Source organism: Alcanivorax quisquiliarum (assembly GCF_023051175.1).
In the GTDB taxonomy this organism is placed as follows: domain Bacteria; phylum Pseudomonadota; class Gammaproteobacteria; order Pseudomonadales; family Alcanivoracaceae; genus Isoalcanivorax; species Isoalcanivorax quisquiliarum.
Window position 1 is genome coordinate 22,374 of sequence record NZ_JALKII010000009.1, and the last position, 17,712, is coordinate 40,085.

At 51.9% G+C, this 17,712-nt stretch carries 20 protein-coding genes; 2 read left to right on the plus strand and 18 right to left on the minus strand.

Going from position 1 to position 17,712, the window contains the following annotated elements:
* Positions 1-24: 24 nt before the first annotated feature.
* The 15 genes from MU846_RS12180 to MU846_RS12250 all read right to left on the minus strand — a co-directional run bounded on the left by MU846_RS12180 (position 25) and on the right by MU846_RS12250 (position 13,095).
* On the minus strand, positions 25-1,560 hold the full coding sequence (locus MU846_RS12180; protein WP_246953120.1) for a hypothetical protein: 1,536 nt from the start codon (positions 1,558-1,560) through the stop codon (positions 25-27).
* 405 nt (positions 1,561-1,965) lie between these two features.
* On the minus strand, positions 1,966-2,409 hold the full coding sequence (locus tag MU846_RS12185; protein ID WP_246953122.1) for an MAPEG family protein: 444 nt from the start codon (positions 2,407-2,409) through the stop codon (positions 1,966-1,968).
* Between the two features lie 277 nt (positions 2,410-2,686).
* Entirely contained in the window at positions 2,687-2,974 is a 288-nt protein-coding gene (locus tag MU846_RS12190; RefSeq protein WP_246953124.1) for a HigA family addiction module antitoxin, read from the minus strand.
* Positions 2,975-2,984: 10 nt separating this feature from the next.
* Positions 2,985-3,263, minus strand: a complete 279-nt coding sequence (locus MU846_RS12195) for a type II toxin-antitoxin system RelE/ParE family toxin (RefSeq protein WP_022991000.1) — start codon at positions 3,261-3,263, stop codon at positions 2,985-2,987.
* Positions 3,264-3,884: 621 nt separating this feature from the next.
* Entirely contained in the window at positions 3,885-4,667 is a 783-nt protein-coding gene (locus MU846_RS12200) for a DUF4145 domain-containing protein (RefSeq protein WP_246953126.1), read from the minus strand.
* Between the two features lie 249 nt (positions 4,668-4,916).
* Positions 4,917-5,066, minus strand: coding sequence for a hypothetical protein (locus MU846_RS12205; RefSeq protein ID WP_246953128.1), 150 nt, complete (start codon positions 5,064-5,066; stop codon positions 4,917-4,919).
* A gap of 246 nt (positions 5,067-5,312) precedes the next feature.
* Complete coding sequence (locus tag MU846_RS12210) at positions 5,313-5,918, minus strand: hypothetical protein (protein ID WP_246953129.1); 606 nt, start codon at positions 5,916-5,918, stop codon at positions 5,313-5,315.
* Between the two features lie 484 nt (positions 5,919-6,402).
* The gene (locus MU846_RS12215) at positions 6,403-6,912 is read right to left on the minus strand and encodes a hypothetical protein (RefSeq protein ID WP_246953131.1); all 510 of its coding nucleotides are present in this window, start codon (positions 6,910-6,912) and stop codon (positions 6,403-6,405) included.
* A gap of 558 nt (positions 6,913-7,470) precedes the next feature.
* Complete coding sequence (locus MU846_RS12220; RefSeq protein ID WP_246953133.1) at positions 7,471-7,878, minus strand: GFA family protein; 408 nt, start codon at positions 7,876-7,878, stop codon at positions 7,471-7,473.
* A 67-nt stretch (positions 7,879-7,945) separates the two neighbouring features.
* Complete coding sequence (locus tag MU846_RS12225) at positions 7,946-8,497, minus strand: Spy/CpxP family protein refolding chaperone (protein WP_246953135.1); 552 nt, start codon at positions 8,495-8,497, stop codon at positions 7,946-7,948.
* Positions 8,498-8,949: 452 nt separating this feature from the next.
* The gene (locus tag MU846_RS12230; protein ID WP_246953137.1) at positions 8,950-9,294 is read right to left on the minus strand and encodes a DUF7957 family protein; all 345 of its coding nucleotides are present in this window, start codon (positions 9,292-9,294) and stop codon (positions 8,950-8,952) included.
* Between the two features lie 99 nt (positions 9,295-9,393).
* Complete coding sequence (locus tag MU846_RS12235) at positions 9,394-10,101, minus strand: TIGR02391 family protein (protein WP_246953139.1); 708 nt, start codon at positions 10,099-10,101, stop codon at positions 9,394-9,396.
* 84 nt (positions 10,102-10,185) lie between these two features.
* Positions 10,186-10,887 (minus strand): hypothetical protein, encoded by a 702-nt coding sequence (locus tag MU846_RS12240; protein WP_246953141.1) that lies wholly within the window; start codon positions 10,885-10,887, stop codon positions 10,186-10,188.
* A 141-nt stretch (positions 10,888-11,028) separates the two neighbouring features.
* A complete protein-coding gene (locus MU846_RS12245) occupies positions 11,029-12,099 on the minus strand; it encodes a hypothetical protein (protein WP_246953144.1) in 1,071 nt (356 codons plus the stop codon).
* A gap of 123 nt (positions 12,100-12,222) precedes the next feature.
* Entirely contained in the window at positions 12,223-13,095 is an 873-nt protein-coding gene (locus tag MU846_RS12250; protein WP_246953146.1) for a hypothetical protein, read from the minus strand.
* 225 nt (positions 13,096-13,320) lie between these two features.
* Between MU846_RS12250 and MU846_RS12255 the strand changes: the two genes are divergently transcribed.
* The gene (locus MU846_RS12255) at positions 13,321-13,587 is read left to right on the plus strand and encodes a site-specific integrase (RefSeq protein WP_246953148.1); all 267 of its coding nucleotides are present in this window, start codon (positions 13,321-13,323) and stop codon (positions 13,585-13,587) included.
* Between the two features lie 92 nt (positions 13,588-13,679).
* On the opposite strand, the gene MU846_RS12260 is transcribed toward MU846_RS12255, so the two are convergent.
* From MU846_RS12260 to MU846_RS12270, 3 genes are all read right to left on the minus strand, one after another.
* On the minus strand, positions 13,680-14,078 hold the full coding sequence (locus MU846_RS12260) for an MAPEG family protein (protein WP_246953149.1): 399 nt from the start codon (positions 14,076-14,078) through the stop codon (positions 13,680-13,682).
* Between the two features lie 404 nt (positions 14,079-14,482).
* The gene (ilvN, locus tag MU846_RS12265; RefSeq protein ID WP_246953151.1) at positions 14,483-14,974 is read right to left on the minus strand and encodes an acetolactate synthase small subunit; all 492 of its coding nucleotides are present in this window, start codon (positions 14,972-14,974) and stop codon (positions 14,483-14,485) included.
* A complete protein-coding gene (locus tag MU846_RS12270; protein WP_246953154.1) occupies positions 14,974-16,695 on the minus strand; it encodes an acetolactate synthase 3 large subunit in 1,722 nt (573 codons plus the stop codon). The genes ilvN and MU846_RS12270 overlap by 1 nt, the downstream gene beginning before the upstream one ends.
* Positions 16,696-17,090: 395 nt before the next feature.
* Between MU846_RS12270 and MU846_RS12275 the strand changes: the two genes are divergently transcribed.
* Complete coding sequence (locus tag MU846_RS12275; protein ID WP_246953155.1) at positions 17,091-17,534, plus strand: DUF4124 domain-containing protein; 444 nt, start codon at positions 17,091-17,093, stop codon at positions 17,532-17,534.
* Positions 17,535-17,712: the final 178 nt, after the last annotated feature.

A 17,712-nucleotide genomic window follows, 5' to 3' on the forward strand; every position in this document is an offset into this window, starting at 1 on the left:
CATGATAGTGTGCGCTCTGTTCTGTTATTGTTTTGCGGCAAAATGGCCGGTCGCGTACTGATCGGCAAAGGCTCCGTCATATACGCCCATGCCCCATTCCCCACCGACTTCCTCGCCATTCGCACCGTACAATTGCCCATAGAGGTAGCCCGACGCTGCGCCACCGAACGCATTGCCTTCCATGCTTAATTCAAAACCGACATCCCCCACCCAGCCCTCGAACTGCATGATGCCCTGATTGTCGTCAAAACGGACCACACCGGCCGCATCCTGAGTGGCAAAGGAGATATTCATCTGGATGGTGCCGTTTGCCGCTACACCATGTTCGAACTCCCCTCGAACCAGGCCGTTATAGATGCCGCTTGCCTGGCCATAAATCGATTCACTGGGAAACACCTCGGTTACAGGGCCATCCTTGTTAGCAAGGAAATCCTCCCAAGCCACCGCTGCCACAGCGTCACCAATGCTCTCATCTCGTTGCTGCTGGTTAGCAAAATCCGTTTGCACATCACCCAGCCCCTGCCCCGGCGTCGCAGCAGCGCCATCGCCGTGGCCCGAATCGCCAGGCTGGCTTCCTCCTGATACCGAGGCAAGATGATCCCGGAAGGATTCCGGCGTCGCCGGCTCGCCAGGATCTTGCGGCGCGGGGGCACGCTCTGCCAATAGCCGCGCCCGCAAGCGTTCAGCCTCCTCGGCCCTTTCTTGAGCCAGTCTTTTCTGTTCCGCCTCCCTCTGAGCCATCTGCTCTTCATAAGCGCGCCGCTGCTCGGCAGAGAGCTTTTCCTTCAGAGCGTCCTCTGCTGCACGCTTGCGCTCGTCGGCGGCACGCTGATTAGCCTCCTGCTGTTGGCGACGCTGCTCTTCCAGCTTCGCCAGCAGATCCTGATTTTGCTGCGCTCGCGCTCGCTCCTGCTGTGCCAGTTGCTCGCGCTGCTGCTCACGCCGCTGCTCCGCTTGCTCCCTCAGCTCCCGTTGCCGGTCTTCAATCTCGCTGCGGCCCTGCCCCGCTGATGAAGGCAATTGTGGCGCCGGCGGCCTTGGAGCATGCTCACCAGTGAGGCGCTCAATCAGCGCCCGAGCCTCTTCCTCAGTAATCCTCATACTCGCAAGCGCCGCGCCCACCACACTGGCGATCAGCTCGTCCAAGCTCTCGCGCATGAGTGATTCATCCCAGCTGCCGCCTTCGTTCGGCCCACCCAGGCTCTGGCTTAACGAGGCCGCGAACGCAGCAAGCACTTGCCGCTCTTCTCCTATCTCAGCATGGCTACGCAGCAAAGCCTGGATTACATCCGAACCGGCTAACGCCTGGGCGATGAGGGCCGCCTCCGTTTCCAGCCCCAGATGCACGCTCTGAGAGGGGGAAACAAACTGCGTATCGTCCGCACCACCTACCGGCGTCCCACCGGTCGCATCGCTCCGGCCAGCAACCACACCAGCGTAAACAAATAACGAGGGAGCCCCCGTCGCCGGATCGACCCCGACAGTAAAATGAGTCGCCGCACTGGGTGCCGCCGCGCCCCATATCCCCAATCCGATTACGCACGCCCTTAAATATTTCATGGCTTATCTCTATTTTTTGTTTACTTTCAATTTGTTATGGCGCTCAATGCCAGCACCACAGCCCGCTCGGCAAGAAGACAAAAGCGCGCACACCAGCCCGGCTGCACCGGGCAAAGCACACTGAGTCTGCCGATTAACCTATCGTTGGCGAGCAATCGCAGCCGGAAACAGGCCCCACGCCTGATAAGCCACGCGTCTCCAAAAGATGAAACGAGCGCCCCGGTGTGGAGTGTAAAGCTATTTTAATATCGGAGTCGATCTGTAAACGGAAAAGGGGGTTTTAACGACGTGGTAGCCCTACCAGCCCTAAGCCGGCAGTGCCTTTACAGGAGAGAAATAAAGATATCGCCGCTACGAGGCGAGCGGGGCGGGCGTGATGCCCGCCCCTCGGAGGAAAGCTCTGATTCAGGCAATGTTCGTCGCATTCAGGAAAGCCATTGCGGCGATATACGTCAAGCCGAACAAGGGAATATTCGAAAGCACGAACAGCAAAAACCTGACTTCGATTTTATTCACCAGCGCTTGAAACAGGCTATGCACAATGCGCAAAACCACATAGGCCCAAGCCCAAAACAGGCTCGCTTGCGAAGCCACCCCCAACAAGACCAGCACGATAGCAATGGCATAAAAAAGAGTCGGCTGCTCAAACAGATGATTGTAGTTATCCGCTTTCCAGCGCACACGCGGTGGCAGCAGCGCCATCTGCTCGCCCCGGGGAGCCTCCGGGTCCGGCTTCATCCGTGCGGCCTGCATCGCGGGAAGCCGGGTCGCATACATCCATAGCCACATCACCATCGTCCAGGCAACCAGAGCGATGACGGGGCCAAGCAGCTGAACTGACATTGCCATTGACGACCTCCGTTTTCTTTAAAAATAAATTATTCTTGGCAGCTCTCGCCTGCCTGGCCTGCAAGGGGAGGGTAATCCCCCCATAACCCTAGCATTCTCATGCGTGATTTCTTGCTCAGTAATACCCGGCGATGCAAATGAGGACAGCGCTATAGGCGATAAAAATATGGCAAGTAATCGATTCATGGTTTTCTCATAACGCACGCCATCACCGGTGACAGAACCGCAGCGAAGCGGAGGTTTTGGCATCCGGTGCATGGCCTGGTTATGTGCTGCCTCAGGCTGCAACAAGCTTCTTCACGTTGAGGTTTTTGCGATGCTGTTCAGCATGCCAGAGTTCATATTGAGACTGCTGATTAAGCCAACTTTCTGCCGAGGTATCGAAAGCGATAGAGAGCCGGATCGCCATTTCGGGGCTGATACCGGCCTTGCCATTCAACACAGCACTCAGCGTTTTGCGGCTAACGCCCAATGCCTCTGCTGCTGCTGTGACAGAAAGGCCAAGGGGCTCAATACAAAGCTCTCGCAGTACTTCACCCGGGTGCGGAGGGTTGTGCATTAACATTGGCGGTACCTCAGTGATAATCTTCGTAGTTCACAATCTCGGCATCTCCGTCTTCGAATCGAAAGGTCACTCGCCAGTTACCGCTGACGGTCACTGACCAGATTCCGGCACGATTGCCAGAGAGCTCGTGCAAGCGAAGACCGGGTAAGTCCATATCCTTGGCATTCGCCGCTGCATTCAATCTACCGAGAATTAGCCGAAGCCTCTTTTCATGAGCAGCCTGAATCCCTGCAGTGCTGCCGGATTTGAAGAATTTTGCCAAGCCCTTGTGTTTGAAGCTTCGAATCATTCCTGAATCGTACCCTGCAACGTATCAGGTGTCAAACCACATAACGCCAAGGCAAGCGGCGCAATAGCGGAGTGACATTTGCGCATAAAATGGCGAAGCCATGCGCAAATGACACGGAGTCTATTGCATCCATTTTGACCGATTTGTTAGGCTACGGCCGGCTTGCTTGACTGAGCAACGGCAGCATCCTTTGTTTCAGCTTGAACTGTAGATACAAGCCCAAAGCAACGGCTCAGAAGGTTCTTGACGCGCCATGCGTTGCCCTGAAAGGCGGGAACGAGCCAAAGGGCAAAGTAACCAGCGACCAATACGAGATAGACAATCGCCTGCAAGCCTTCGTCTGTTGCTGTGTCGGTAGCCGCCTCAATGATGGCGGCTACGACGTAAAGCCCAAACCACAACCCAGCCAAACACGAGCATCCAGATGAATCCGAAGAAGAAGGCGGGCCAACAAAAACCCACCTTGACAGCCTGAGCCCCTAGCGTTGGGTGCTTATAGACCTGAAATGTTTTCTTGTTCTCCCCTTACTCCCTATGTGAATTGTAATGACCTAAAACGCCTGAGTTAAGCCGACTTGGCCGCGTCAGCGGACAAGTTCGGCTTGAACGAATTGTTAGCAGTCAAACCACGATGAAATGCTGCAACTGCTCTCTGGATCCGGCGTATTTTGCCACTTTGCCGACAGCGAGCTTGCTGTAAGAGCCGTTCGATATGCGACTTAACAGCTCGGCTTCGTGCGCTGAAAGATACCCATGAAAGCGGCGAACGTCCCTGCCAAAGATCTTTGCCAAGGGAACCTCATCCCCCGGAGATAGCTCTGGCAACTTTTTGTCCAACAAGGCCTCAAACTGATCGAACGTCTTAATGATTGTATCGAGTCGGCCATTCGCCTCGTTATCGAGAATGTAGATCGTGACAAGTAGATGGTCGATGATGCGTAGTGCGATCAGCAAGTTTGCAGCATCAGCACGCTTTATTTCATGGGCTGCATCATTTCCTAGAAATCGAATCGCGTGAAGTCGCTCTGCATCCTTTTGAGAAATTAGGCCGCCTTTAGCAAGTGCATCAATGCGTTTTTCTAAGGTTCGACCCTTGATGGACTGATCATTGCAAATTGCTTCAATCGTCGCCCGTAAACCGATTCCGGCTAGCGTATTGGATTGCTCTTTTATGGCTTGAACCGACTGGGTATAGATATCTCGAACGATCGCCGGAACCTCCCAGATATCGCCTAACTCTTTGTGGCCCTCAAGGATGCTTGGATAATTGGTGACATCTTCAGGGACGTGCCACTCGTCGTTCCTTTCGTCTACAGGGTAGGCGCTTTCATAATCTCGAATGACTCTTCTGAAACTAATGGTCCGGCAGCCTCGGCACTTGAGCATTTCGTTTACTGTGTCCATCCGATACTCATATTCAGAATGAACATCCGCATGTAGTACTTCGTGGTAAGTCTTACGGTCGCATGAAATACAAGGACTGTAGATCTCGACTTTCTGGTCCTTCGAATCCGCCACAAATTCCCCCTTGACTGCTAACGCCCCTGTGCAGCGGCGAGCGTAGCGAGTCCGGCGCCGATAGGCGCGAACTGCCACGGTTGGTTATGTGTCTAAAGGTCGGTGCGCCAGCCGAACTGAATACGCACCTAAGCATCACAGCTTAGCTAGGATTATTGATGCCACGACCGCCAACACGAATGCAACAGCCGGTGTAAATGCAACAGACAAAGCTGAAAACAAAACACCAAATGCACCTAACCTAAGATGCAAGCTTGCTGAACTCGCTAATGCAGATTTCGCCATAGGCGCTCCTTATTAGCATGATCTCAGTCTTTCAGGATGCTAAGGCATGAGATCGTTCAGACTTTTGCTGGATTTTTTTGGATCTTCCGCTTCAACGGGCACCAGCAAACCTTAGCGGAAACTCTAACCTATGAAGTCCAACCAGACTCCGATAGGAATGACACATAACGCCCGCCATAAACGGCGCGAGGAACGAGCGTCCGGCGACCGAAGGGAGCGAATTTAATGGCCTGGTTATGCATTGTTTTAACTGCCACGAGAAAACAGTGAAGTGAAAGCATCTTCAGAGACTCCTAACCAGATTGCCAGATAAAAGATAGCAACAACTTCCAACACTTTGAAAAACTTGCCAAGGAAATGGTCTTCTATCTTGGTGACATCGAAGCCGGTTTTAGAAAGAAGCCAAAATGGTATTCTTAACACCATCTCCAATATACGGCCTAGCCAGTACGCGGGATTTATTATCCTCCAAAACTCTAGGCGTATTTTCTCTTCGAGCTGTCCGCGCAATGTATTAATTGTGTCGTAGATGCGCTGCCTATCGATTCCACCATGAGAGTCATCATGAAGGATTGCCTGAAATAAGTTTACGGGGATCACGGGGCCACCCACTGCTGGCGCAGGGTAGGAGTGCACGGTACAAGGAACACCTGTTGACTTTGCAATACGGATGATTTTGGGCGTCTTTTTCGCGAGCTCTTCTCGCAACTCTTGATATTTCTCTGCCACTTCAGGATCTGGGTTAGCGTGGCGAAATTCACGCATTTGCTCTTCCTTTTCCCAGAACTCAAGGACTAGGCCACCAAATCGCTCAACATCTTCAAGGTTTTTCTTGGTTCCAAAATAAATCAATGCTTACCACCTCTTATGCATAACGCTGCGAGCAGCGGCGCGTATTTTGCGTCCGCTGCCTTGCCTGGTTAAGTGGCGACACACCCAGCATACCTACTGGCACGGTGTGAGCCTGCGAACCAGACTGAATTTATGGCACCCGCAAGAACGCAGAGCTTTGCAGCTACCCCCCAACCTTGATTGTGGCCGCCCGCAACGAACGGGAAAACCGAACCACAATCACCTTACCCAACAATGGCACCAAGAACGAAGCTGCCGGATATGTGGCTTAGCACAGAACCTGATGCTGCGGCGCCAGCTACCGGCACCGATTTATGATTTGGCACTGCTTTCTGAATAGAGAAAAGGCAGAGCCATTTAACGCCGTGGTAAACGGCAGAATTTAAGTTGTGGTTTTGTGGAATACTTTTGCGCAGCAAAACCACAAAGCCGCAACTTAAATTCTGTCCAGTGGAGCGAAGCGGAACGATGTTTGACCACTTTGTTAGGTATTACTCACGCTTGCCCAAAAAGGTATAGCCTCTTCTAATGCGATGCCCGTGAGCAAATGATAGTTTGCAATGGCTCGTTCCAGCATTTCCGCAGCATCTAACCTCAGGTCAAAACTAAGGGATTCATTACCTGCATAATGTTTAAGCTCATTGCGAGTTTGATTCAATAGCTCAGCAACAAGTTTTTCAGTGTTTGGATCTGTGTCTCCGTGCTGCTTTGCCAAAGCAACTATATCGTTTTTTATTTGATCGAAGGATGGAGTTCGACCAAGAGCGCGGAGTCTTTTACCAAGAATTTCTTCAGCTGCACCAGCTAGAGTAAGGGCAGATAAATAATCTTCTTCATGCCAAAGTCGAAGTGCTGTAATTAGTTGGTGCTCTGCAATTTCTTCTGCAGTGAGTTCTGAATCTGGCATGTTTACACCTAACGCCTCAATAACCGGCGCGCGTTTTTTTTGCGCGTCCGGCGCCGAAGGCGCGAAGTTAATTGGATTGTTAGGCATTTTTAACCTTGACCGCATTTAGAAACTTTCTGATAGGCAAGTTATCTAGAAAAAACTTTTCGAATGCTTTATTAAGCTCTCGAATCCATATCTCACTATCCTTAGCTATCAAGAATTTCTGAGCCTTTTCTGTTAATGGATTTTTTTTGATAATGGAACGTCGCATTCCGAAATAATCGGAGGAAATCGACGTACTCCTCATTAATTAATAGTTCGTCTACCGCCTCATGCGAGCACTTCAGCTCTTTATAGCCTTCGATTACGACGTAAATTAATGAATACCACACTGACATTCTGTGGAGAGTTGACGCCATACTCCCAATCTCTTTAACCCATTCTTCAGCATCGGAATTATCGATATTGGGTAACTCTGCAGACACAAACTGCTTCACTGCATCTGCCGTGCACCAATGTTTATGTAGAGCAACTAGCTGTGGATTCATGATTGGTGCCTAACGCCCGGCTATGGCGCCGGAGTGCAGTTGGAATTTTTTGTGGTAACCACCACAAAAAAGGCCGACGGAACGAAGGTCGCCCATGAGCCGATTGTTATGTGAATTACCCGCGATCTGCGGGATGGTTGACATCATCATAAGTTGTAATCCCGTTTATTTTTAGAGGATTAATGCCCTCTAAGCAGGCCACATTAAAACCGTACTGACTGGGGTTAGAGCGGCGCTGGTGGTGCGTATAAATGCCACAGTTGGAGCAAAAAAAGTGCTTCGCGGTCTTTGTGTTGAACTGATATAGCTTCAGTGCGTCCGCGCCATTAACAATTTTGATATCTGACAACGGCACCGAAGCGACAATAGCCCCTCTTTTGCGACACAAAGAGCAATCGCAACGACGAACGTCTACTAAGCCGTCTGGAAGGCTCAACTCAAGCTCAACCGTTCCGCAGTGGCATGTGGCCTTATGCTTAGCTTGAATCGGTACGCCGTCAACTTCGGTTAAATTTATTGCCATACTTTAATCCGTGCGAGCACATAACGCCGCAATCACGCGCTTGTCGCGTGCATTGCTTTGTTAGCTTCTATCTTCCGTGATGATGCTTGTGATGGTTTCCGTGTCCGGCACGGCTGTAGCCTCTCAAAGCCATGTACTTGGATATCTGTTGATCATTAAGAATTTCAGTCTGCTGCAAATGCGCACGGAGGTGGACTACGCGCAGACGAGACTCAGCATCGCCAATGTTTTTAACGAGTTCCGACAAGGACGATTCGTCTATCTTCTTGCTTCTGAATGCCTGATCGAGCGCACGTTCTGCTGCCACAAGATCAGCACCCAGGGCTTTGGCCGCAGTCTCCATCTGAGCAAAAACGATTTCCGTCTCTTGCCGTTGACTGGCTGTGAGCGAAAGCTCATCGCCGAGCTCAAGCACATGCGCGGGACCGGGGTACCCGTTTAATTCTGCGGCTTTGCCGTAACCCATGCCTTTCCCAGCCAATAGGCCGTCAATCTCTGATTTTGACAGGGCTTTAATTTCACGAGATTCTTCGCCGGCATAGGGAGAGCTTTCAGAAGCTAAAGCTAGTCCTGCCACAGACAGTGCCGTTACGAACACAGCCGTCATCCCGATATTCATATGATCTCCATTGTTCTGTTCCAAAAAAGCTAACGCTGCGAGCAGCGGCGCGTATTTTGCGTCCGCTGCCTTGCCTGGTTAAGTGGCGACACACCCAGCATACCTACTGGCACGGTGTGAGCCTGCGAACCAGACTGAATTTATGGCACCCGCAAGAACGCAGAGCTTTGCAGCTACCCCCCAACCTTGATTGTGGCCGCCCGCAACGAACGGGAAAACCGAACCACAATCACCTTACCCAACAATGGCACCAAGAACGAAGCTGCCGGATATGTGGCTTGGCACAGAACCTGATGCTGCGGCGCCAGCTACCGGCACCGATTTATGATTTGGCACTGCTTTCTGAATAGAGAAAAGGCAGAGCCATTTAACGCCGCCAACACGCGCAGCTTTGTAGTGGAGGCGAAGCCGCAACGTAAAAGCTGTCGCTGTGCTTGGCCTTGTTAGGCGAATTACTTGGTGAACTGCACCTCTGCTAACTCACCTGTCAGTACATTTACCTGGCACAGGTACCCAGCGAAGTTGTTTGCCGCGATACAGCCTTTTATGGAGCTAACCGTGCGATTGATGTTGGTATAGCCGTCGTTGTTTTGATTGGTTGGATTGCCAGCAACCCAAAGCTCTTTGCCAGCTTCATCAATACACACCAAATTTCTTGCTGGCGCATCCATCGGAAATTCCATGTAGTCATAGATTACAAAGATTCTTCCGCCTGACGCTTCAGCATCAAGTATCGTGTAAGGCAATGATATCTTTGCCTTCTCGATGCTTATTTCTTTACCGCTAAACTGGATCATCTTGTGCGCCTAACGCTTGACACACGTGCCGGTTTGGAGCCGCAACGCGGCGGAAAACCGGTCACCGTGCTGCCACTGGTTAGACATCTCGTGCACACCCTATTCCTGCCGTTCATCGATCTTATGCATCAGCAGGCTCGCCAAACTTATCAGGTGGAGAGACTTTGTGCTGCTAGGGTTGAGATTTTCATGTGCCTTCGGGTTTCGGATGCCAGTCATCGAGCCAGCAAAGATCTGCATGTAACCCTGCTGAATATTTCTATCACTTTCGGTGGCAAGCGCAGACAGGCGGATGACCGGGTTTTGCGGTGAGAAAACGGTTGTCATCAAACCAGCCCCATCCAATTCTCGCCCGTCGATCCCATGAAGTATGCGTTTGACGGCATCGTTCACTTCCTTAAATGATGCCTCCACCGCATCGCCAAAAAAACCAGCCTCAAATCTTGGCCTCGCCAGCGCACTGATCCTTGGGTGCACGAACTCCCAAAACCACTGTGTAGGACTGTCAAGATTATCAATATCCGATGCCTCAATGCGGCGTCTGGCCTCTGGAATAACAAAGGCCTGTATCAGGTCTAATGCCTCAACGGCATCACCTTGAAGTGGCGTCATGTCTTTCATGTGTTCAACGAGCTCCGCCCACCCGAGAAGCTGGCAGAAAGCACGAAGGCTGTTGATCTTGCCGGTTAAGATGTTGTCGATTACGCCTTGAGGCTCTGCGTCGTCGTAGTAAGGATTCATCGGAATCTCAAACTCCGCGAGTTCGTCTAGTATCTTCGTCAGAGCTTCTTCTCGAGTTTTTGGCATGGTGCTCCTTCAGATGTCTAACGCCTCAATAACCGGCGCAGCTTTGCTGCGTCCGACGCCGTAGGCGCGAAGTTGATTGACTTGTTAGGCATCACCCGAGTCAGCGGTGGTGCCGAGCTTGCTGCGCACATGGTCGTAATATGGCGTGACGCCGAGGGTTGAAAATATGGCGTCTGCATAAGCGACTGTCGTGTTGACAGACCATTGCGCCAGTCCATGCCCAAGCCAAGCGTCTCCGGATAGTCCTCGAGCGTTTTTTCTTGGCTCGAACTTTCCCTTAATCTGCTGTGGCAGCTTGCTTGTATGAAAACTTCCGGAACGAACCATGCCCTCGGTGCCAACGTCAAAAAATGACGCTTTGTAATGAACGATCTCATTGCGAAGACGAATAACGGTCGCTGTTGCTTGATGAGGATCGCAATCGGTAGGTAGAGGCAATTTTCCTGCGGCGCGCAAGAGCAGGTCGTACTTGGAAAGAATTGACGCTTTCTGTACCGAGTCTGTTTCGCCAAGTCCTGCGATCATTGAACGATCCCGCTCATCAAGCACGGAGAGATGCCCCCCTTCCGGGCGTATGGCATCTGCGTATATTTCATTGGCAAGAGCCTCTAGAAATGCCACGGAACTGAAAAGTGCGCTCGCAACATAGGCTTTGAGCGCTACCGCCTCAGGCACCGTGTCATCCGCTAGATCTGCTTCAACCTTAGCAGCCTGTCGGGTCAAATAGGCAGCAGCTTGCACGTGCTGAATGGAATAATAAGTTTGCAGCCCGATTCCGATGATCATTCTTGTGATGCCTAACGCCGCAAATCACCGGCAAATTGTAGCAATGTGCGGTTTGTGCTATTCATAGCACAAACGAACGTTGCGGAAATTTGTCCGAGTGAATTTGCCTTGTTATGTGTAATTGTTGTCACACTGTTCAGCTCAATATAGGAAATAGTATTGGCGTGTTTCTATGGATTGAAAGGACAACACTCTCTTTTTTGCTCCAAGAACTGTAAGGTAATCTGTAGTTCCATTGGCACAAACTAGCTGTTCTTTAGGCTTAAAAACATAGTCATCTGGATATGTTTTACTCGTATGAATATATATAAAAGGATTGCTTCGACCACCAGAATAGGTGCTAGTGACAAGAATTCCATTTTTTACAGACTGCACAACTTTAAAATTCCCTATGTCATAAACGTAAGAATTATCAACCCTAAAACCAGGATTTCCTATTGATGCATAAAGAGGCATGTTTCCAATAAAGTTTAGTTTTTTCATTCCCTCACAGCCACTACTTGAAGAAACTTCAATAAATACCTTTTCCTCTTTACTTCTCCCTTTATTCTCTGCAAGTTTTGCAATCTCTCTAAACTTCAATGTTTCTTCATCTAACCGATTTAAATAGTCACTAAAGCCTGTATTGTTGTCTGAGATGTACTTATCGAGAATACTAATAGCTATAGGGTTACCTCCGTTTCTTTCGTATGGTTTAGATACGCAGTCTTTTTCTTTTATATTCATAGAGGAACAATACGCAAGCATACTGCTTGTTGAATAGCCTGAACCGCTAGAAATCATTCTTCCGCTTGTATTATTTGAAACAACGACATTATGAAAGTCACTCGAAGCTAGTTCTAGTTTATTTAAATACCATTTTCTAGTTTCCTCTATCTCTTGGTAAGTGGCTGTACTTGCCTCGAAATAATTTATCAAGGACTCAAGGCTGGAATTTTGCTCTTCAATTTTATTTTTTAGTCTATTCCTCTCGTCTTCCAGTTTGGAATAAAACACCTCTACATCAGTAGATGGAATTATCCTTAGTTCGCCATTATGAACTAGAGGGTAACCTCCACCTAATTCTGTAATCATTAAAGAGGATTTTTTCTCAGACCACTTGGCTGCATCATTAGCAAACTTCTCTTCTGGAGTCATACTAGGTTTTACAAGAGAGGTAACGGTGTTACATCCAGATACTAAAAATAATAAAAACAACAATAATATCTTCATACATTTATCCCTTTGGTCGGATTCAACAACCGACCATGATTACACATAACGTTTGTAATAAGCGGCGCGAGGAATGAGCGTCCGGCGACCGCAGGGAGCATACTTGATTACTTGGTTATGCATTTACTCACTACTGCCATTCTTTGACGCCAGCTCTATCAATTCAGTAAATAACTCTTCATGCTTATCCAGGTCACTTGCTTGAAGGCGGATCCGATACCTGCCCCACCTGCTGTCGTAATCCATAAGATCTAATCCAGCTTGCTCAAGGCGTTCCTCCAGTTCGGGAGATCGCTTCAGGCGAGGCTCAAAACGCATGAAGTTTTTCTTAGGCCGAAAAACAAGGAAGTTGCTTGGAATTCCCTGCTTAGCTAAACCTATGTAGAATTTGTTGTACTTGAGTTCAAGTGCGCTATCAAACCTCTGCGCTATCTCTAGTATTTTATCAGCCATCTGCACTGTTTTCTTTGATCCACGAGATTCCCAGTATGCTCTGTCGGTAGTCTCTTGAACTTCCTCATCGTCATCCACAAGCCCCAATGTCATTTGATCAAGAACTGTCGTAAAAACCAGGCCCACCTTTCCATCCAGCCGAAGTGCGTTCATTTGTATTGCTACAATCGGAATCATGCCGTTGAATAAGCTAATCACATTAAGAAATCGACTTGTAATATCTTCTGCAACGATTACGGCTACGTGGTCATACTGCGGATAACGCTTTCTCTCAATATCCCAATACTCAATTGTTCTAATGATATGACTTTCATCTGTAGCCCCTAGCTGAATTTCGACTTCGTAGCGTCTATTTGAGTCAGCATCTTGTAGTAAAAGATCAAGACGCCCAGCTCGAGGCTGAATTCTTTCTTTATCTTTCAGAACCACATCGCCAAACCCGAGAACTGATGGGTCGTCCGCAATTCTGTCTTGCACCCAACGCTCGTTCAATTCCGAATGGTTCTTAACTGATATTTTCTCGAACTTGGCAAATTCAACCACTACTTACTCCTTTCATTGCATAACAGCAATTAGGACGAAGGCTCGCATATCCAATAACGACGCCTTCGCCATATCATCCCGACAATTAGTATATATTTTCAAAAAACTAATATTATTCAGCGAGTTAGCCTTCGCCACCCATAACGACTTCCCATTCGCTTGACTTCCACATTTCCCCCTCCCAATAATACTGCCCATACGGACAGCCATGATAAAGGAGACACCATGCACAAGGAAGGTGCCGGCCAGCCTCGGCTACGCGATCAATTTCGCAATGCGATCCGTGTTCGCCATTACAGTATCCGTACGGAGAAAACGTATTGGTACTGGATACGTTATTTCATACGTTTCCATAAGCTCAAACATCCCCTGGCAATGCCTGAACAAGATGCCGGCGCATTTCTTAGCTGGCTTGCCACTGAACGTGATATCCAGCCGCAACGCAGAATCAGGCCCTCAATGCGCTTGTTTTTCTTTACCACTATTCATTGAAACAGCCCTCAAGCGACTCCAGCATCACCAAAATTCGCATCTCCCGCTTTCCTCAGCCCCAGCTCAGAACCTCCAAGGCAGGTAAACCCACCCTATCCCCCTAAAGCCCGCTGAACCACCACCCAACACAACCCCACCCCAAACACATACGTCCCCACAGCCCCCACAAACCGCATCGGATTAGGCTTTGCCATTGTCTTCGGAAACAATATCCCCGCCACAAACAGAAACCGACACGCCGTAACCAGCACCACACACCACCACACCCAGGTCGGGTTGCTATTCAGGCTGACCAGATAAATCATTACCATCAGAGCCGGCGCATATTCGGCAGTGTTCGAATGCGCTCGCACCCATTTGTGCAGTGTGTCTTCGGGATCGCTTGAGTGGCCGATAAGGGTATTGAATCTCCCTCTCCCAACCGTCACGAGCACACCCAACATGATCAGCAGGAAAAACAACAGCGCAATGCAGATATAATAAGTATTCACAGATATCCCTTTCTGATTAAGCCAACCATCCCAGTCAGAGCGACCGATTGCAGCGCAACCACACGTCACCTGGCGCAACACCCGCTAAACACCGTGGCTTCAACCACGCTACCGCCCTGCCCAACATCCCGCGCACTCCCAAACCCGGGCGCCACGGCGAGCATCTCTCCAATTCTCTATTTTTTAATAAAAAATATCGGCGCAGCGGCTCTTTCTATTTAGGTTCTCTTCGAGAGCCTGCCTATCCGCCAGTAACCCTTTCGTCAGATACTGCCCGCCCGAAAGTGTGATGGCAACCACAAAAAAGCCCCGCACATGGCGGGGCTTTTTGTTTACCTTTTGCTTACCTTTTTGCTTGACTACTGCTCAGCTCTTCATAGCAGCAGGCAGCGCTCACCACAGGCTCAAAGGCTCAACACCTTCTCCCCGCGTGAAATGCCGCTCACACCCGAGCGCACCACTTCCAGCACCTGGGTTTCACCAATGGCGTTGATGAATGCATCCAGTTTGTCGCTGGCACCAGCAAGCTGCACGGTGTAAACCGAGCTGGTGACGTCGACGATTTGCCCGCGGAAAATATCCACGGTGCGCTTCACTTCAGCGCGCTGGGCGCCGGTGGCTTTCACCTTGATCAGCATCAGTTCGCGTTCGATGTGGCTGCCTTCGGTGAGGTCCACCAGCTTTACCACTTCGATCAGTTTGTTCAGATGCTTGGTGATGCGCTCGATGGTGCGGTCGTCACCAAAGGTGGTCAGTGTCAGGCGCGACAGGGTGTTGTCTTCGGTCGGCGCCACGGTCAGGGTTTCGATGTTGTATCCACGTTGCGAGAACAGGCCGACTACGCGTGACAGGGCGCCCGGCTCGTTCTCCATCAGAATCGAGATAATGCGTCGCATCAGGTTCGCTCCGTCTTGCTCAGCCACATGTCACGCATGGCGCCGTCTGCAATCTGCATCGGGTACACATGCTCGTTCGGGTCCACGTAGATATCCATGAACACCAGGCGATCTTTCAGGCTGAAGGCTTTTTCCATGGCACCTTCAAGCTCTTCGAAGCGATCCACCTTGATGCCGACGTGGCCGTAGGACTCCGCCAGCTTGACAAAGTCCGGCAGCGATTCCATGTAGGAGGAGCTGTGGCGGCCGCCGTATTGCATGTCCTGCCATTGGCGCACCATGCCCAGTGCCTGGTTGTTGATGTTGATGATCTTGATCGGCAGGCCGTATTGCAGGCAGGTGGACAGCTCCTGGATGTTCATCTGGATGCTGCCTTCGCCGGTCACGCAGGCGACGGTGGCGTCGGGGAATGCAAACTGCACGCCCATGGCGGCCGGCAGGCCGAAGCCCATGGTGCCCAGGCCACCGGAGTTGATCCAGCGGCGCGGTTTGTCGAAGCCGTAGAACTGCGCGGCGAACATCTGGTGCTGGCCCACGTCGCTGGTGACGTAGGCGTCGCCTTTGGTGATGCGATGCAGTGCTTGCACGACTTGCTGCGGCTTCATCAGGCCGCCTTCGTTCACTTCGTAACGCAGGCCGTGCACTTTGCGCCAGCCTTCGATCTCTTCCCACCAGCGGGCCAGGGCTTTCTGATCCGGCTGGCCGCCGTGTTCTTCGAGCATGCCGATCATGTCCTCCAGCACTTGCTGCACCGGGCCGACGATCGGCACATCGGCGCGCACGTTCTTGGAAATCGTCGCCGGGTCTACATCAATGTGGATGATGGTGGCGCTGGGGCAATATTTGCTGGTGTCGTTGGTGGCACGGTCATCAAAGCGCGCACCGATCGCCATGATCAGATCGGCGTTGTGCATCACCATGTTGGCTTCGTAGGTGCCGTGCATCCCGAGCATGCCGACAAACTGCTTGTCGCTGGCCGGGAAACTGCCCAAGCCCATCAGGGTGTTGGTGACCGGGAAACCGAGCTTGTGCGCCAGCTTGATCAGCAGGTCGCTGGCGTTGCCGCTGACGACGCCACCGCCGGCATAAATGACCGGGCGCCGGGCTTTCATCAACTCTTCCACCGCCTTGCGGATCTGGCCGGAGTGGCCCCGCGCAACTGGCGTGTAGGAGCGCATCTTGATCTTTTTCGGGTACTCGTACGGCAGCTTCACCTGCGGCGAGGTCTTGTCCTTGGGAATATCGACCAGCACCGGGCCGGGGCGGCCGGTCGTGGCGATATAGAACGCCTTGCGCATGATCTCGGGGATATCCTGCGTCTCGCGCACCATGAAGCTGTGCTTCACGATCGGGCGGCAGATGCCGACCATGTCGGTCTCCTGAAAGGCATCGTCGCCGATCCAGTCGGAGCGCACCTGGCCGGAAATCACGATCATGGGAATGGAATCCATGTAGGCGGTGGCAATGCCTGTCACAGCGTTGGTGGCGCCGGGGCCGGAGGTTACCAGCACCACGCCGGGCTTGCCGGTGGCGCGGGCGTAGCCGTCGGCGGCGTGGGTGGCGGCCTGCTCGTGGCGCACCAGCACGTGCTGGACTTTATCTTGCTGGAAGATGGCGTCGTAAATGTGCAGTACCGCGCCGCCAGGATAGCCAAAAAGGTATTCAACCCCCTCGTCCTGCAAGGCACGGATGACCATTTCCGCACCGGATAGCTTTTCCACAACTGTCACCTCAGTCAGACTGCCACGCAGCAAAGCGCGCACGAAACCACCACGGCCGGCGGCCTGCGCAGCAGGAAATTAGTCATTGGGTTGTCCGCAGATAGAAAACCCTACGTTGGTTTCCCGTGGCTCTTGCGGAGGTGGCCGACAAGAACGCGGACAGACGGATGCTGGGACGATGTGGCAGTGTCACTGCTGTGTGGACGCCACGGTAATGACGCCCCCGGCCCCGGCCTCGCTGTCACTTGGGTAAAGTGCAGGGGTCCCGATTTCCGGAAGCCTCGATTGTCGCAGATTTGTGCGGGGTGTCAAACACTTGCGGTTGCGGGGAATGGCGCCCGGCAGGCATGCTATGGCGGGCCTGATCAGGGCTTTTCAGTGCACGGGGGTAGCTGATGAAACCGATAATAACCATATTGGCCGCGATCGTGCTGGCATCTTCGCCGGCAGTGGCCAATACCTTCTATCGCTGGGTGGACGATAACGGCGTTACTCACTATGCCGAGCGGCCGCCAGAAGGGCGCGCCAGCGAGGCAGTGCGCACCTGGGGAGCGCCATCATCCGATCAGGGCCGGGCGCTTGAGGCGCTGGAAGCACGGCGGGAGTCGCGGGCCGAAGCCCGCCAGCAGTCCGAGGGCGAGCAGGCTGGCAGTGCGCCGGCTGCGCCGCAGCCACCGGAAGAATACTGCCAGCAGCACCGCAGCAATCTTGATGTGCTGACGCAGCGCCCGATTGTGCGCCGCACCGACCCGGAAACGGGCGAGCAGGTCACCTTGGATGCGGAGCAGCGCGAGGCGATGATAGCCGAGACGCGACAGGCGCTGGCAGCGTGTGGCTGACACCACGACAGCCTGAAAGGCAGCTCACGGGTGTGTCCATCAGCCAAGCACAGTAATTGAAGGCATGGGCGTGCGGCCACTCCCCCTACGCCAGAACTCAGGCGTATAGCTGAGGCGGCCCCGCCACACCGGCAGGGAATGGTGTTCTCATCGGGAAGACGAACTTCGCCACGGCAGC

What these genes read in the sequence shown, in the direction of transcription:
- MU846_RS12180 (WP_246953120.1), bottom strand. Translation starts at nt 1,560, where the DNA reads ATGAAATATTTAAGGGCGTGCGTAATCGGATTGGGGATATGGGGCGCG.
- MU846_RS12185 (WP_246953122.1), bottom strand. Translation starts at nt 2,409, where the DNA reads ATGGCAATGTCAGTTCAGCTGCTTGGCCCCGTCATCGCTCTGGTTGCC.
- MU846_RS12190 (WP_246953124.1), bottom strand. Translation starts at nt 2,974, where the DNA reads ATGTTAATGCACAACCCTCCGCACCCGGGTGAAGTACTGCGAGAGCTT.
- MU846_RS12195 (WP_022991000.1), bottom strand. Translation starts at nt 3,263, where the DNA reads ATGATTCGAAGCTTCAAACACAAGGGCTTGGCAAAATTCTTCAAATCC.
- MU846_RS12200 (WP_246953126.1), bottom strand. Translation starts at nt 4,667, where the DNA reads ATGGACACAGTAAACGAAATGCTCAAGTGCCGAGGCTGCCGGACCATT.
- MU846_RS12205 (WP_246953128.1), bottom strand. Translation starts at nt 5,066, where the DNA reads ATGGCGAAATCTGCATTAGCGAGTTCAGCAAGCTTGCATCTTAGGTTA.
- MU846_RS12215 (WP_246953131.1), bottom strand. Translation starts at nt 6,912, where the DNA reads ATGCCTAACAATCCAATTAACTTCGCGCCTTCGGCGCCGGACGCGCAA.
- MU846_RS12220 (WP_246953133.1), bottom strand. Translation starts at nt 7,878, where the DNA reads ATGGCAATAAATTTAACCGAAGTTGACGGCGTACCGATTCAAGCTAAG.
- MU846_RS12225 (WP_246953135.1), bottom strand. Translation starts at nt 8,497, where the DNA reads ATGAATATCGGGATGACGGCTGTGTTCGTAACGGCACTGTCTGTGGCA.
- MU846_RS12230 (WP_246953137.1), bottom strand. Translation starts at nt 9,294, where the DNA reads ATGATCCAGTTTAGCGGTAAAGAAATAAGCATCGAGAAGGCAAAGATA.
- MU846_RS12235 (WP_246953139.1), bottom strand. Translation starts at nt 10,101, where the DNA reads ATGCCAAAAACTCGAGAAGAAGCTCTGACGAAGATACTAGACGAACTC.
- MU846_RS12240 (WP_246953141.1), bottom strand. Translation starts at nt 10,887, where the DNA reads ATGATCATCGGAATCGGGCTGCAAACTTATTATTCCATTCAGCACGTG.
- MU846_RS12245 (WP_246953144.1), bottom strand. Translation starts at nt 12,099, where the DNA reads ATGAAGATATTATTGTTGTTTTTATTATTTTTAGTATCTGGATGTAAC.
- MU846_RS12255 (WP_246953148.1), top strand. Translation starts at nt 13,321, where the DNA reads ATGCACAAGGAAGGTGCCGGCCAGCCTCGGCTACGCGATCAATTTCGC.
- ilvN (WP_246953151.1), bottom strand. Translation starts at nt 14,974, where the DNA reads ATGCGACGCATTATCTCGATTCTGATGGAGAACGAGCCGGGCGCCCTG.
- MU846_RS12275 (WP_246953155.1), top strand. Translation starts at nt 17,091, where the DNA reads ATGAAACCGATAATAACCATATTGGCCGCGATCGTGCTGGCATCTTCG.